Annotated in this window: 12 protein-coding genes; 6 read left to right on the forward strand and 6 right to left on the reverse strand. The window is 64.8% G+C overall.

Annotation, left to right across the window (positions count from 1 at the left end; genetic code table 11):
* Positions 1–189: 189 nt before the first annotated feature.
* The 3 genes from zapE to ACVW16_RS16990 all read right to left on the reverse strand — a co-directional run bounded on the left by zapE (position 190) and on the right by ACVW16_RS16990 (position 2,833).
* A complete protein-coding gene (zapE, locus tag ACVW16_RS16980; RefSeq protein WP_456738978.1) occupies positions 190–1,377 on the reverse strand; it encodes a cell division protein ZapE in 1,188 nt (395 codons plus the stop codon).
* 110 nt (positions 1,378–1,487) lie between these two features.
* Positions 1,488–2,024: an RNA 2',3'-cyclic phosphodiesterase gene (gene thpR, locus ACVW16_RS16985; RefSeq protein WP_456700301.1), complete on the reverse strand. Its 537-nt coding sequence runs from the start codon at positions 2,022–2,024 to the stop codon at positions 1,488–1,490.
* Between the two features lie 173 nt (positions 2,025–2,197).
* Entirely contained in the window at positions 2,198–2,833 is a 636-nt protein-coding gene (locus tag ACVW16_RS16990) for an arylesterase (protein WP_456736896.1), read from the reverse strand.
* Positions 2,834–2,888: 55 nt separating this feature from the next.
* On the opposite strand from ACVW16_RS16990, the gene ACVW16_RS16995 reads away from it, so the two are divergent.
* From ACVW16_RS16995 to ACVW16_RS17010, 4 genes are all read left to right on the forward strand, one after another.
* Positions 2,889–3,611 (forward strand): ABC transporter ATP-binding protein, encoded by a 723-nt coding sequence (locus ACVW16_RS16995; protein ID WP_456736895.1) that lies wholly within the window; start codon positions 2,889–2,891, stop codon positions 3,609–3,611.
* Positions 3,608–6,178 (forward strand): ABC transporter permease, encoded by a 2,571-nt coding sequence (locus tag ACVW16_RS17000; RefSeq protein WP_456736894.1) that lies wholly within the window; start codon positions 3,608–3,610, stop codon positions 6,176–6,178. Before ACVW16_RS16995 ends, ACVW16_RS17000 begins: the two co-directional genes overlap by 4 nt.
* Positions 6,179–6,473: 295 nt before the next feature.
* On the forward strand, positions 6,474–7,265 hold the full coding sequence (locus tag ACVW16_RS17005; protein WP_092233985.1) for a Bax inhibitor-1/YccA family protein: 792 nt from the start codon (positions 6,474–6,476) through the stop codon (positions 7,263–7,265).
* Between the two features lie 121 nt (positions 7,266–7,386).
* Entirely contained in the window at positions 7,387–7,917 is a 531-nt protein-coding gene (locus ACVW16_RS17010; RefSeq protein ID WP_456736893.1) for an N-acetyltransferase family protein, read from the forward strand.
* 1 nt (position 7,918) lies between these two features.
* On the opposite strand, the gene ACVW16_RS17015 is transcribed toward ACVW16_RS17010, so the two are convergent.
* From ACVW16_RS17015 to acnA, 3 genes are all read right to left on the reverse strand, one after another.
* Complete coding sequence (locus ACVW16_RS17015) at positions 7,919–8,290, reverse strand: DUF2794 domain-containing protein (protein ID WP_456700306.1); 372 nt, start codon at positions 8,288–8,290, stop codon at positions 7,919–7,921.
* A gap of 634 nt (positions 8,291–8,924) precedes the next feature.
* The gene (locus tag ACVW16_RS17020) at positions 8,925–9,704 is read right to left on the reverse strand and encodes a DUF1223 domain-containing protein (RefSeq protein ID WP_456700307.1); all 780 of its coding nucleotides are present in this window, start codon (positions 9,702–9,704) and stop codon (positions 8,925–8,927) included.
* A 302-nt stretch (positions 9,705–10,006) separates the two neighbouring features.
* Positions 10,007–12,727, reverse strand: coding sequence for an aconitate hydratase AcnA (acnA, locus tag ACVW16_RS17025; RefSeq protein WP_456736892.1), 2,721 nt, complete (start codon positions 12,725–12,727; stop codon positions 10,007–10,009).
* 238 nt (positions 12,728–12,965) lie between these two features.
* Between acnA and ccmA the strand changes: the two genes are divergently transcribed.
* Both ccmA and ccmB read left to right on the forward strand, forming a co-directional pair.
* Positions 12,966–13,568, forward strand: coding sequence for a heme ABC exporter ATP-binding protein CcmA (ccmA, locus tag ACVW16_RS17030; RefSeq protein WP_456738267.1), 603 nt, complete (start codon positions 12,966–12,968; stop codon positions 13,566–13,568).
* A 253-nt stretch (positions 13,569–13,821) separates the two neighbouring features.
* Entirely contained in the window at positions 13,822–14,490 is a 669-nt protein-coding gene (gene ccmB, locus ACVW16_RS17035) for a heme exporter protein CcmB (protein WP_456736891.1), read from the forward strand.
* Positions 14,491–14,499 lie beyond the last annotated feature (9 nt).

Below are 14,499 nucleotides of genomic sequence, written 5' to 3' on the forward strand. Positions count from 1 at the left end.
GCTTGCCCCGTTCAAGTCGGCGGATGCCCAATTGTCGGGCTTGCCGCGTTTCCGCCCAGCGGTCCCTAAGCCGTCATTCCGGCGCGCCCGCGCCGTTGCGCGGGCGAACCGGGAATCTGGAAATTGCAGCGCGAGATTCCGGGTTCGCGCCGGCGCGCGCCCGGAATGACGGGAGGATAGAAATAGGACCTAAGTCTCCACCAAGCCTTTGGTGGAGCCGCTGGCGGTGGAATCCTTGCGCCCGTGAGCCAGCGCCAGATAGGATTCCGAACTCATCTCGATCAGGCGCGATGAGGTCCGCTTGAACTCCATCGCCTCGTTGCCCTCTGTCGCGACATAGAGCGATATCGGGTCGGCATCGGCCGAGGCCATCAGCTTCACGGCATTGTCATAGAGCGTGTCGATCAGCGTGATGAAGCGCTTGGCGGCGTTGCGCCGGGAGAAGTCCATCACTGGAATATGGTCGACCAGGATGGTGTGGTAGTCGTGCGCCAGCCTGAGGTAGTCTGATGCACCGAGCGGCTTCTCGCAGAGATCGGCGAAGCCGAAGCGCGCCACGCCATGGGCCGAGCAGGGCACGTGCAGGATGCGCCCCTTGATCTGGATGTCGCGCGACCTGCATTTGGCATTGCCGGTCATTTTGGCCCAGGCGCGATCCAGCGCAGCGCCGGCATCGCCGTCCACGGGCGTCAGCCACATCGGCACGCCCTGAAGCTTCTCCAGCCGGAAGTCGGTGCGCGCATCGAGCCGCGAGACGTCCATGTGGTCCGAGATCTGCTTGATGAAGGGCAGGAACAGCGCGCGGTTCAAGCCGCCCTTGTAGAGATCGTCGGGGGCAACATTGGAGGTCGCGACGACGACGGTGCCGAGCTCGAACAGCTTGGCGAACAGGCGCCCGAGGATCATCGCATCGGCAATGTCGGTGACGTGGAATTCGTCGAAGCAGAGCAGCCAGCTCTCCTCGAAGATCGCGTTCGCCGTCAGCGCGATGACGTCGCCGTCGGCGATCTCGCCGCGCGCGATGCCCTGGCGATAATCGTAGATGCGCTCGTGCACATCGGCCATGAATTCGTGGAAATGCGCGCGGCGCTTGTGCTCGACCGTGGAGTGCTGGAAGAACAGATCCATCAACATGGTCTTGCCGCGGCCGACCTCGCCATGGATGTACAGGCCACGCGGCGCTTCGTTCTTGTCGCCACCGTTGAACAGGCGGGCGAGCAGCCCCTGCTTGCGCTTCGGGCTGTAGTTCGCAAGCCGCAGGTCGAGCGCCGCATAGGCCTCGGCGACCTCGGCCTGCGCGGCATCGGGCTCGATCGCGCCCGATGCGATCTGGGCCTGATAGGCTTCGCTGAAGGAGGAGTTCGGGGTGGAGAGCATGGCTCTTTACCGCCAGAGACCGGCGGAAATTGCAAGCCGTCAATTGGTGGACGGGCTATGCGCTTTCTTCTCCCTCGCCCCGTTCTTACGGGGAGAGGGGAAGAACGAGCTCACTCACACAGCTCGTAGGCGTCCTCGACCACATACGGGCCGCCGCCGGTCGACGCACGCGACGAGAACAGCACGAAGCGCTCCGCCACGAACGCCTTGCTCGGGAAGTAGCCGCGGATCGAGAGATAGTCGGCGACGTCGCGGTCGGAGGCGTCGTGCAGCCGGGCCAGCGTGACGTGCGGGATGAATTTGCGGCCCTCCGGATCGAGGCCGATCCGCTGCATCATGCGTTCGAGCTCGGCCTGCAGCTCCATCAGCGGCTTGCTCGGCGCGATCGTCGCAACGACCGCCCTCGGTTTGCGGCCGCCAAAACTCGTCAACCCCTGCACCTTCACCTCGAACGGCTTGCGGTCGACGCGAAACAGCATCGATGCGATCTCGTTGGCGGAGACGCCATCGATGTCGCCGATGAAGCGCAGGGTGACGTGATAATTTTCGGGATCGATCCAGCGGGCTCCGGGAAGGCCACCTCGCAAATTGGAAAGCGTCTGGCAGACCTCGGCCGGAATTTCCAGACCAGTAAACAAACGCGGCATCGTTTCGTACTCCCGATGCTTGGGCATGATCCCGGGGAGAGATCATATCCAGATTTTAGAGCCGGCGACGAATCATCAGTACCCTGATTCCTATCGCAGTTGTGTGACTCTGCGAAGTGTTGGCGAGGCTACACCGGGAAAACCCTGGTGTCAGGGTTAGCATTGCCTGCATTTCAACGGCGCTGCTCGCCGATCGTGCGCACGAATGCCTCCACCGTGGGCAGCATGTTGTTGACGATGATGTCGACGCCTGCAGCGGTCGGATGAATGCCGTCGGCCTGGTTGAGCTTGGCGTCCGCGGCGACGCCGTCGAGGAAGAACGGATAGAGCGGCACGTCGAACCGCTTCGCCAGTTCCGGATAAATCGAATTGAAGCGCGCGCCGTAGTCCGCGCCGAAATTCGGCGGCGCCAGCATGCCACACAGCATCACGGCGATCTTGCGCGCCTTCAGACGCTGAACGATGTCGGTCAACGCCGCCCGCGTCAAGTCTGGGTCGATGCCGCGCATCGCATCGTTGGCGCCGAGCTCGATGATGACGCCTTCGGTTCCCTCGGGCACCGACCAGTCGAGCCGGTCGCGGCCGCCGGACGAGGTGTCGCCGGATACGCCGGCGTTGACCATGTCGACATCTATGCCATTGACATGCAACGCTTTTTGAAGCTTGGCAGGAAACGCATCCTGGGCCGGGAGGCCAAGACCCGCGCTCAAGGAATCGCCGAGAACGACGAGCTTGATCGGTTTTGTCGAATCCGCCCGGGCCGGACCCGTGAGCGTCATCAAAGCGAGCATCAACACGGCTATGTGCATGAACAATCCGTAACGCCTCTCGACCGCACGTGCGGAGTTGCCATATGACCGGACCATGGACAGTCGCATCGAAACCTCTTCGCTCGCCGGCACTGCGCCGGACACCATCGCCATCTCCAACGTCAATCTGTCATTGGGCACGGGGGCGGCACGCGTTCACATCCTCAAGGATATCAGCCTGCGGATCGGCTCGGGGGAGACGATCGGCCTGATCGGCCCGTCAGGCTCGGGCAAATCCACGCTGCTGATGGTGATGGCGGGGCTGGAGCGACCTGATAGCGGAGAGGTGGTGGTGTCAGGCACGCCTTTCAATGCCCTCGACGAGGACGCGCTGGCGCGTTTTCGCGGCCGCCAGGTCGGCATCGTCTTTCAGTCCTTTCACCTGATCCCGACCATGACCGCGCTGGAGAATGTCGCGGTGCCGCTCGAGCTCGCCGGCAATCCTGATGCCAACAAACGCGCGGCCGGGGAGCTGCAATCGGTCGGACTCGGCGATCGCCTGCATCATTATCCGACGCAGCTCTCCGGCGGCGAGCAGCAGCGCGTGGCGCTGGCGCGCGCACTGGCGCCCGATCCCGCCATCCTCGTCGCCGATGAGCCGACCGGCAATCTCGACGAGGCCACGGGAAAGCAGATCATCGATCTGCTCTTCACCAAACATGCCGAGCGCGGCATGACGCTGGTGCTGGTGACGCACGATTCCTCGCTCGCACATCGCTGCGACCGCGTGATCCGCCTGCGCTCCGGCCGCATCGACACGCAGACGACCAGCGCATGAGCGTCGCCATCGCACCGTCCGCGAGGCCGAACGGCGTCGCGCTGTCGCTGCGCTATGCCTTGCGCGAATTGCGCGGCGGCCTGCGCGGTTTCTACGTCTTCATCGCCTGCATTGCGCTCGGGGTGATGGCGATTGCGGGCGTCGGCTCGGTCTCAGCGAGCCTCAGCGACGGTCTCGCGCGTGAGGGCCGCACGCTGCTTGGCGGCGACGTCTCTTTCGTGCTGTTCCAGCGCGAGGCCAAGCCGGACGAAATCGCCTTCCTGCGCTCGCGCGGCACCCTCTCCGTCGCCGCCACCTTGCGCGGCATGGCGCGCTCGGCCGAGGGCAAGCCGGCGCTGGTCGAGATGAAGGCGGTCGACGACACCTATCCGATGCTCGGACAGTTGACGCTGGCGCCGCCACTGCCCCTCACCGATCTGCTCGCGGAACGCGACGGCGCATTCGGCGCGGCTGCCGATCCGACGCTGCTGGCGCGGCTTTCACTCAAGATCGGCGACCGCGTCACCATTGGCTCTGCGACGTTCCAGATCCGCTCCAGCGTCGAGGCCGAGCCCGACAAGCTCGCCAGCGGCATCGGGTTTGGCCCACGCTTGCTGATCAGCGAGGCGGCCTTGCGTGCCACCGGTCTCATTCAGCCAGGCAGCCTGGTACGCTGGGTTTACCGCGTCAAACTGCCCGACGCCGCCAACAGCGACCGCGCCACCGACACCTTCATTGCCGACGCCCGCAACGCCGCGCCGCAGGCCGGCTGGGAGGTCCGCAGCCGCTCCAATGCCTCGCCGCAGCTGGAACGCAATATCAGCCGTTTCACCCAGTTCCTGACCCTGGTCGGCCTCGCCGCGCTTTTGGTCGGCGGTGTCGGCGTCGCCAATGCCGTGAAGAGCCATATCGACCGCCGGCTCGAGGTGATCGCGGCCTTCAAGGCCGTCGGGGCCACCGGGCGCGACGTGTTCGGCATTTATCTGGCGCAGGTCGTGCTGCTGGCGGCGATCGGTTCGGCGATCGGCCTGGCGCTCGGCGCGGCGATGCCGTTCGCCATCGTCGGCCTGTTCGGCAAGCTGCTGCCGCTGCCGGTGGTGCCGGCGGTGCATGCCGACGAGCTCGCACTGTCCTTCGTCTATGGCCTGCTCACCGCGCTCGCCTTCGGTCTGTGGCCGCTCGGACGCGTGCATGACGTGCCGGTCGCGGCGCTGTTCCGCGACACCGTCGCCGCCGAATGGCACCGGCCGCGCCTGGGCTATCTCGTGTTCATGGGCGGTGTCGTCGCGCTGCTGGTCGCGGTCGTGATCGGCCTGTCCTTCGACAAGCGCATCGCCGCGGTGTTCGTGGTCTCCTCCGTCGTCGTGTTCGCCGTGCTGCGCGGCGTCGCCGCCGTGCTGATGGCGATCGCGCGCCGATTGCCGCGCACGCGCTTCACCATGCTGCGGCTTGCGATCGCCAACATCCACCGGCCGGGCGCGTTGACGCCGTCGGTCGTGCTCTCGCTCGGGCTCGGCCTCGCGGTGCTCGTCACCATCACCCAGATCGACGGCAATCTGCGGCGCCAGTTCCTCGCGGCGCTGCCCGATCGCGCGCCGGCGTTCTACTTCATCGACATTCCGAGCACGCAGGCCGCCGAGTTCGACGGTTATCTGCGCCAGATCGCCCCCGGCGCGAAGGTCGAGGACGTGCCGATGCTGCGCGGGCGCATCGTCGCGGCCCGCGGCGTCCGTGCCGAGGACCTCAAGCCGTCGACCGATTCCGAATGGGTGCTGCAGAGCGACCGCGGCCTGACCTATACGGGCGAGCTGCCGAAAGGCTCCAAGGTCGTCGAGGGCGAATGGTGGCGCGCCGACTATTCAGGCCCGCCGCTGGTCTCGATGGAGAAGAAGATCGCCGACGGGCTGGGCCTCAAGCTCGGCGACGAAATCGTCGTCAACGTGCTCGGCCGCGATATCGCGGCGAAAATCAGCAATCTGCGCACGATCGACTGGCAGGGGCTCGGCATCAATTTCGTCCTGGTGTTCTCGCCGAGCGCCTTCAAGGGCGCCCCGCATACCCACATCGCGACGCTGACGGAATCGGGCGGCGATGCGGCCGGCGACGGCAAGATCATCAAGCAGGTGGCGGACGCCTACCCGATGGTGACGAGCGTGCGGGTGCGCGAGGTGATGGAGACGGTCGGCGCGGTCGTGACCAACCTCGCGCTTGCGATCCGCGGCGCCAGCGCCGTGACCCTGATCTCGGCAATCCTGGTGCTGGGCGGCGCGCTCGCCGCCGGTCATCGCCACCGGGTCTATGATGCGGTCATCCTCAAAACACTCGGCGCGACGCGGCTGCGGCTGCTCGGCGCCTATGCGCTCGAATACCTCTTGATCGGCCTTGCCACCGCAATGTTCGGCGTGATCGCCGGCAGCATGGCCGCCTGGATGATCGTGACGCGGCTGATGACGCTGACCTTCGTCTGGCAAGGCGGCAGCGCGGCCGGCGTGGTCGTGGCCGCGCTGGTCGTCACCGTCGGGCTTGGGCTCGCGGGCACGCTGCTGGCCTTGAACAAAAAGCCCGCCACGGTGTTGCGGAATTTGTGACAAAAGGTAGCGGGTAGCCGCGCCGGACCGAAATCGGCCGGACCGGAAGCGCAGGATTCCTGCGATTAACCACGTCTGCTGTCAGGTTCTCGTCAGGATTGCGCGAAAGGGCGACATTCGGCCGCGCGTGGACGGTTGCAGCGAATGTGTTAGTTTCCCACATATCGGATGGGTTCGGAGCCCCGATTGTTAGCCAAAATTTAGTCGGCAGGCATCGGTATCCGAGATAGAATTTGACGAACCGGCGGCATGGCAACCCCTGTGCCGGACCGGGCCAACCAACGGGAATTCGACCATGTCGGACCTAGACCGCAATTACGCTTCTCCTTTCGGCAGGGCCGCCGGGCGTGTTGACGCCGCGACGGTCGACGCCGGCCTGCGCGCCTACATGCTGCGCATCTACAATTACATGAGCATCGGCCTCGCCATCACCGGCCTCGCCGCGCTCGGTGTCTACATGGCTGCCGTGACCGACGTTCCGACAGCCGAGGCGGTCCGCGTCGGCAAGCTGTTCCTGACGCCGTTCGGCTACGCGATGTTCGTGAGCCCGCTGAAATATCTGTTCATGCTGGCGCCGCTCGCCATGGTGTTCGTGATCTCGGCCGGCATCAACCGCCTGGCTCCCTCGACCGCCCAGATCCTGTTCTGGGTGTTCTCGGCGCTGATGGGCATCTCGCTGTCCTCGATCTTCCTGGTGTACACGCACACCTCAATCGTGCGGGTGTTCTTCATCACCGCGGCGACGTTCGGTGCGCTGAGCCTCTACGGCTACACCACCAAGCGTGACATGAGCGGCATGGGCTCGTTCCTGTTCATGGGCCTGATCGGCATTATCATCGCGAGCCTGGTGAACCTGTTCCTGGCCAGCACGGCGCTGCAGTTCATCGTGTCGGTGGTCGGCGTTCTCGTGTTCGCGGGCCTCACCGCCTGGGACACCCAGCGCCTGAAGAACGACTACATCTACGGCTACGCTTCCGCCGGCGGTGACATCGCCGAGCGTGCGGCGATATCGGGTGCGCTGTCGCTGTATTTGAACTTCATCAACCTGTTCACGCTGCTGCTGCAGCTCCTCGGCCAGCGCGACTAAGCGCCAGCCGCAAGAGAACGGACACGAACCCCGGCCGAAGGGCCGGGGTTTTTGTTTGCGCCGCCTCCGTCATGAGGAAAATCACGTTGCTCGGAGCAAGGCCCCTGCTAATCTCGCCCCCATGTCCGCACCTGAAATCAGGCCCGCCATCGAGGCCGACCTCCCCGCCATCACCGCGATCTATCAGCAGGCCGTCCGCGAGGGCACCGCGACGTTCGAGCTCGATCCGCCCGACCTCGCCGAGATGACGCGCCGCTATCGCACGCTGGTCGACGGCGGCTATCCCTATTTCGTCGCATTGCTCGACGGCCGCGTCGCCGGCTACGCCTATGCCGGCGCCTACCGGCCGCGGCCGGCCTATCGCTTCACAGTCGAGAATTCGATCTATCTCGATCCCGCCTTCCACCGCCGCGGCATTGGGTCGCTGCTGCTGGACCGGCTGATCAGCGAATGCGAGGCTCGCGGCTTCCGCCAGATGATTGCCGTCATCGGCGATTCCGCCAATGCCGGCTCCATCGGCGTGCACACCCGGGGCGGCTTCAAGATGATCGGCACGCATCCCGATGTCGGCCTGAAATTCGGCCGCTGGCTGGATACGGTCATGATGCAGCGCGATCTCGGCGAGGGCGCGAAGACGGTCCCCGGAAAGTAGGTCACACCGCCGCCAGCTTGCGGTCGATCACCAGCAGCACGCGGTCGAGCTCGTGGCCGCGGCGCAGGATCAGGCCGGTCGCCGAGATCACGCTGTACATGCCCTGCTTGCGCGCGAGCCGCGGATCTTTCTCGATGCGGTAGATCGGCACTTCGGAGGCGCGGCGATAGACCGAGAACACCGCGCGGTCTTTCAGGAAGTCGATGGCATAGTCGCGCCACTCGCCGTCGGAGACCATACGGCCATAGAGGTTGAGAATTCGGTTCAGCTCGAGCCGGTTGAACGTCACCCGGTTCGGTTGGGCATTCGCAGCGGCGGGGCGCACCGCTGCGCGCAGCTCGCTCGGATCGGCATCCTCCGACGTCAAACTCATGGGGCGCCTCCTCATCGCTCGGCATGACCGCCTCCGCGAAGACCGTCCCCGGAGCCGCGGATCATGACATCTGCATGATCGCGCCAACCGTTCCCCGCCGCAAGAGGCTCTTGCCCGGCCTCTCGAACGATCCCGACTGAGCTCGCCGGGCGCCTGAGAATCATGACACACGCAACGGTGGAACTCCCCAGCGGCAAACCGTCACGGGATCGTTAGCAGGAATCACAGGATCGCCGCTTTTCCGCCCACCGCCTGCCGCCCTGCACTGCGACAAGGCTGGTGTGCGTTGACCCGGTCCTTTCGGTTCCGGATTCCTCAGCCCCCAGCCCCCCGGGGTCGAACAGGATCGGGTCTGTACGCACGACAAGGAGGACCAACGCAAGTTGGTCCTTTTTTTTGTTCGTGGCTGGATGTTGCCCCGACGAAGCTGCACTCCGAGCATCCGCGCGAAAATTCTTTCTGCTCATCCTGAGGGCCGCGAAGCGGCGTCTCCAACGATCGAGTCCCGGATGCATGAGCGGAGCCTGCATGGTGCTCGCGGCGGTGCAGAGCATGTCCGCTAGACGGCGCTCACGCGCCTTCTCACCATGGGGATTGAACGTGGTGCTTGGATCAGCAGTCCGAAGCGTTCGCTTCAGTGCAGCGAGGTGTACGCCGCGCCCAGCATTGCGCCTGGCTTCTCGCGACTGCCGTCCTGGACATAGACCACCGCGCCGTCCACGCCATCGCGCGATGTCAAATTCTCGATCGGGACCGTCCAGCTTTCCGGACGTCCGTTCCAGTCACCGACCTTGAGCAGATTGCGCACGACGTTGTGGTAGGTGATCTGCTGACCACGATTCTCGCCACGGCTGATCTCGATCGGCACCGATCTCACGATCGAGCAGATCCAGACCTCGCCATGCGAGACCGCCGGCTCTTTGCTCGCCGCCACCGACACGTTGATCTGCTTGCCCGCGAGCGACATCGTCACCGGCACGCTCATCACGCCCGCGCTTGAGTCGGTCTTGTCGATTGCATTTTCGATGCCGGAGCGATCGCTGCCGATGACATGCGCAGCGCCGTTGACCACGACCTGCGGCGTGTAGACTTCGCGATCACCGCGCATCCGTGAATAAGCGCGCTGCCGCGCCGAGAAACGTGAGTCCGCCAGCGTGTCCTTCCAGCCGAGATAGTCCCAATAGTCGATCGGCATGCTCAGCGCGATGATCGAGGGGTCCTTGGCGAGATCGCCGATGATTTTGTCGGCGGGCGGGCAGGAGGAGCAGCCCTGGGAGGTGAAGAGCTCGACCACCGCGCGGGGATCGGCCTGGGCGGGACGAATGACGGCGACGATGGCGCAGATGCCGAGTGCTCCCGACCAGAATGCACCGGACCATCGCGAAACGAGATTAGAAGCCATCATTCCAGTCATGTCGAACGTCACACATGGTAGCTCGTTGAGGGAAGATCTTATCGCCTGATGGTCACCGTAGTCTTACGGGCCGAACGCATCCAACCGTCCAAGGGGGGATTTTGCCGGGCAGGCCCATCCGAAACATACCGCAAACGAACAAAGGCGGCCTTTTTGATAGGCCGCCTTTGTCTAAGCTTCTACTCACGTCGCGGTGAGCCACCGTTCACAAATTCGCGCGCTAAAGTGCGCCAAGCGCACTTCGATCGTTGTTGGAGCATGATCTTTCCGGAAAGCCGCTGCACCGTTTTCCGGATCATGCACTACGCCGCGAGCTTGCGGAGCACGTAGTGGAGAATGCCGCCATTCCGGTAGTAATCGAGCTCGTCCAGCGTGTCGATGCGGCAGAGCAGCGAAACGCGCTGCAACGAGCCGTCGCCGGAGACGATCTCCGCGGTCAGCTTCTGGCGCGGCTTGAGGTCACCGACCAGGCCGCGCAGCGTGACCTTCTCATCCCCCTTCAGGCCGAGCGACGACCAGGAGGTGCCGTCCTCGAAGGTCAGCGGCAGCACGCCCATGCCGACCAGGTTCGAGCGATGGATGCGCTCGAAGCTCTGGCAGATCACGGCGCGCACGCCGAGCAGACGGGTGCCCTTCGCGGCCCAGTCGCGCGAGGAGCCGTTGCCGTATTCGGCGCCGGCGAACACCACCAGCGGCACCTGCTCCTGCTGATACTTCATCGCGGCGTCGTAGATCGACATCTGCTCGCCGTCGGGCCAGTGCTTGGTGAGGCCGCCCTCGGGGATGTTTCCATCCGCGCCCTTGAGCATGAAGTTCTTGATGCGGATGTTGGCGAAGGTGCCGCGCATCATCACTTCATGATTGCCGCGGCGCGTGCCGTACTGGTTGAAGTCGGCGGGACGCACCTGGTGCTCGCTGAGATATTTGCCGGCGGGCGAGGTAAGCTTGATCGAGCCGGCCGGCGAAATGTGGTCGGTGGTGATCTTGTCCCCGAACATGGCGAGGATGCGCGCCTCGACGATGTCGGTGACCGGCTCCGGCTCCTTCTTCATGCCTTCGAAATAGGGCGGGTTCTGCACATAGGTCGACGACATGTTCCAGCGGTAGGTCTCGCTCTCGACCGTCTTGATCTTGCGCCAGTTGGTGTCGCCCTTGAACACGTCGGCATATTTCTTCTTGAAGATCGTCGAGGTCACGAACTTCTTCATGAAGGCGTTGATCTCCTTCGTCGTCGGCCAGATGTCCTTCAGGTACACCGGCTTGCCGTCCTTGCCTTCGCCGAGCGGCTCGACGGCGAGGTTCTTGGTGACGCTACCGGCGAGCGCATGCGCGACGACCAGCGGCGGCGAGGCCAGATAGTTCGCCTGCACGTCCGGCGAGACGCGGCCTTCGAAGTTGCGGTTACCTGACAACACGGCCGCGGCGACGATACCGTTGTCGTTGATCGACTTCGAAATCTCCTCCGGCAGCGGACCGGAATTGCCGATGCAGGTGGTGCAGCCGAAGCCGACCAGATTGAAGCCGACCTTGTCGAGATCCTTCTGCAGACCGGAATCGGCGAGATAGCCGGCCACGACCTGGCTGCCCGGAGCCAGCGAGGTCTTCACCCACGGTTTTGCCTTCAGGCCCTTCGCGGCGGCGTTGCGCGCCAAGAGGCCGGCGCCGATCAGCACGCTCGGATTCGAGGTGTTGGTGCAGGAGGTGATGGCGGCGATGACGACGTCGCCGTGACCGATCTCGTAGTCCTTGCCCTCGACGGCGAAGCGCTTGTTGGGCTCTTCGGTCTTCTTGTACTCGCTGCCGAGTGCGAGCGAAAAACCTTCGGCAACGGACGGCAGCGCGATGCGGCCCTCAGGACGCTTCGGACCGGCCATCGACGGCACGACGTCGGCGAGGTCGAGCGTCAGCGTTTCCGTGAAAACGGGATCAGCCGACTTGGCGGTGCGGAACAGGCCTTGCGCCTTGGCATAGGCCTGCACCAGTGCGACTCGCGGTGCGGCGCGGCCGGAGGTCTTGAGATAATCGATCGCGGCGGCGTCGACGGGGAAGAAGCCGCAGGTCGCGCCATACTCCGGCGCCATGTTGGCGATGGTCGCCTTGTCGGCGACGGAGAGATTGTCGAGGCCGGGGCCGAAGAACTCGACGAACTTGCCGACCACGCCGAGCTTGCGCAGCATCTGCGTGACTGTGAGCACGAGGTCGGTCGCGGTGACGCCTTCCTTCATCGCGCCCTTCAGCTTGAAGCCGACGACGTTGGGCAGCAGCATCGACAGCGGCTGACCGAGCATGCAGGCTTCCGCCTCGATGCCGCCGACGCCCCAGCCGAGCACGGCGAGACCGTTGACCATGGTGGTGTGCGAGTCGGTGCCGACGAGCGAGTCGGGATAGGCGACCTCGAAGGTGCCGGTCTTCTTGCCGACCGTCATCTTCTCCCTCTTGGTCCAGACCGTCTGGGAGAGATATTCGAGATTGACCTGGTGGCAGATGCCGGTGCCGGGCGGCACGACGGAGAAGTTCGAGAACGCCTTCTGGCCCCATTTCAGGAACTCGTAGCGCTCCTGGTTCTGCTTGTACTCTTCCGTGACGTTCTTCGCGAAAGCCTTGTTGTCGCCGAAGAAGTTCACGATCACGGAGTGATCGATGACGAGATCGACCGGCACCAGCGGATTGATCTTCTCGGCATCGCCGCCGAGCTTCTGCATCGCATTGCGCATCGCGGCGAGGTCGACGACGGCCGGAACGCCGGTGAAGTCCTGCATCAGCACGCGGGCCGGGCGGAACGCGATCTCATGCTCCAGCGACTTCTTGCGCAGCCACTTCGAGACCGCGACGATGTCCTCCTTCTTGACCGAGCGGCCGTCCTCGTTGCGGAGGAGGTTCTCGAGCAGGACCTTCATCGAGTAGGGAAGTTTCGAAATTCCCTTCAGACCATTCTTCTCGGCCGTGGGCAGGCTGTAATACACATAGGTCTTGGCGCCGACCTTGAGGGTCTTTTTGCATTTGAAGCTGTCGAGCGAGGTCATGTAGGAATCCCAATTGTTAGACATACCCGGCAGGGTATTTTAACACCGTCAGCGCATCAGGCTGGGTCGCTTGCAGAGGCAGGTTGAGTTGCTGCATCAAGTAGTTCCGGGCTTATAGAAGCTTTCTAACCGCGCCGCCACAGCCACAATCGAACCGAGCAAGTCGCGAGCCAAAAATTCTGATGCGCTACCCCAAGAATTCCTGAGGCCCGGCTTGAACAGGTTGGTACCAGGCCAGATGCAGCTGTCCGGACGCGGGGTCACTTGCGTGCGGGGCGGCCGCGAGGTGTTTTCCGGGCTCGATTTCGAGGCGGCCTCCGGCACAGCCGTGGCCGTCGTCGGCCGCAACGGTTCGGGCAAGACCTCGCTGCTGCGGCTGATCGCGGGCCTGCTCATTCCGGCCGGCGGCACGATCGTACTGGACGGGGGCGACGCCGACGTGACGCTGCCCGAGCAGTGCCACTATCTCGGCCACCGCGATGCGCTGAAGCCGGCCCTGAGTGTGGCTGAAAATTTGTCATTCTGGGCTGATTTTCTCGGCGGCAAGCGTTTTGACGCGGCCGCGAGTCTCGCGGCGGTCGGTCTCGACCATGCCGCCGATCTGCCCGCCTCCTTCCTGTCCGCCGGCCAGCGCCGCCGGTTGTCGCTGGCCCGGCTGCTGGCGGTCCGCCGCCCGGTCTGGCTGCTGGACGAGCCGACCACGGCGCTGGATGCCGCCGGTCAGGAGATGTTCGGCGGCCTGATGCGGGAGCATCTGGCGGGCGGCGGCCTGATCATCGCGGCGACCCATGGGCCGCTGGGGATCGAGGCGCGGGAGCTGCGGATCGGGGGAATGGCGTGAGACGGCAGGACCCTCAGCTTTTCGAACGGCTAAGCGCCGCTTTCTCCGTTCCCTCCCGCCTTGTGGGGGAGGGTCAGGGAGGGGGGCGCCGCACGGGGACTCTCACGGTCGAACGTAGCTCTTCTCTGCTCCCGAGCGCACCATTTCCTGGGCTACCCCTCTCCCCCGCCCTCCCCCACAAGGGGGGAGGGAGCGCAGTGTGTCCAGGGCACGAGCTCGGCTCTCATGACCACCTCAGCGCCGAAGCCAACCCATGACCGCGCTGTCCGCCCTGATCCGCCGGGACATCAAGATCGCGCTCCGCGTTGGCGGCGGGGCGCTCATTGGCGTGCTGTTCTTCCTGACCGTCGTCGTGCTGATGCCATTCGCGCTGGGACCGGATCTGGCGCTGCTGTCGCGGCTGGGGCCTGCCATCCTCTGGCTCGGCGCGCTGCTGGCCAGCCTGCTCACGCTGGACCGGCTGTTCATGGCCGACCATGAGGACGGCTCGCTCGATTTGATCACGATGAGCCGGACCCCGCTGGAACTGGCCTGCGCAGCCAAGGCGCTGGCGCATTGGCTGGCCGCAGGCCTGCCGCTCGTTGTCGCAACCCCCGTGCTCGGTCTGCTGCTCAATCTCGACATGGCCGCCACCGGCGCGGTGGCGCTGACGCTGCTCGCCGGCACCCCGGCGCTGACCTTTACCGGCATGATCGGTGCGGCGCTGGCGGTGACGCTGCACCGGGGCGGGCTGCTGATGGCCGTGCTGGTGCTGCCGCTGTCGATCCCGGTGCTCATCTTCGGGGTCGCAGCCTCGCAAGCGGCGATCACGGGGCCGTTGTCATTCGGGGCGCCATTCTCGATCCTCTGCGCGCTGTCGCTGGTCAGCCTCGTGATCGGCCCGTTCGCGGCGGCGGCGAGCCTGAAACATGGCCTGGACTGAAATGGGTTC

Source organism: Bradyrhizobium sp. USDA 4474, from assembly GCF_054057515.1.

Excerpts from the sequence above, each read along its gene's own strand:
- ccmB (WP_456736891.1), top strand. The coding sequence starts at position 13,822 with ATGACCGCGCTGTCCGCCCTGATCCGCCGGGACATCAAGATCGCGCTC.
- ACVW16_RS17020 (WP_456700307.1), bottom strand. The coding sequence starts at position 9,704 with ATGACTGGAATGATGGCTTCTAATCTCGTTTCGCGATGGTCCGGTGCA.
- ACVW16_RS17000 (WP_456736894.1), top strand. The coding sequence starts at position 3,608 with ATGAGCGTCGCCATCGCACCGTCCGCGAGGCCGAACGGCGTCGCGCTG.
- ACVW16_RS17015 (WP_456700306.1), bottom strand. The coding sequence starts at position 8,290 with ATGAGTTTGACGTCGGAGGATGCCGATCCGAGCGAGCTGCGCGCAGCG.
- thpR (WP_456700301.1), bottom strand. The coding sequence starts at position 2,024 with ATGCCGCGTTTGTTTACTGGTCTGGAAATTCCGGCCGAGGTCTGCCAG.
- zapE (WP_456738978.1), bottom strand. The coding sequence starts at position 1,377 with ATGCTCTCCACCCCGAACTCCTCCTTCAGCGAAGCCTATCAGGCCCAG.
- acnA (WP_456736892.1), bottom strand. The coding sequence starts at position 12,727 with ATGACCTCGCTCGACAGCTTCAAATGCAAAAAGACCCTCAAGGTCGGC.
- ACVW16_RS17010 (WP_456736893.1), top strand. The coding sequence starts at position 7,387 with ATGTCCGCACCTGAAATCAGGCCCGCCATCGAGGCCGACCTCCCCGCC.
- ccmA (WP_456738267.1), top strand. The coding sequence starts at position 12,966 with ATGCAGCTGTCCGGACGCGGGGTCACTTGCGTGCGGGGCGGCCGCGAG.
- ACVW16_RS17005 (WP_092233985.1), top strand. The coding sequence starts at position 6,474 with ATGTCGGACCTAGACCGCAATTACGCTTCTCCTTTCGGCAGGGCCGCC.
- ACVW16_RS16995 (WP_456736895.1), top strand. The coding sequence starts at position 2,889 with ATGGACAGTCGCATCGAAACCTCTTCGCTCGCCGGCACTGCGCCGGAC.
- ACVW16_RS16990 (WP_456736896.1), bottom strand. The coding sequence starts at position 2,833 with ATGCACATAGCCGTGTTGATGCTCGCTTTGATGACGCTCACGGGTCCG.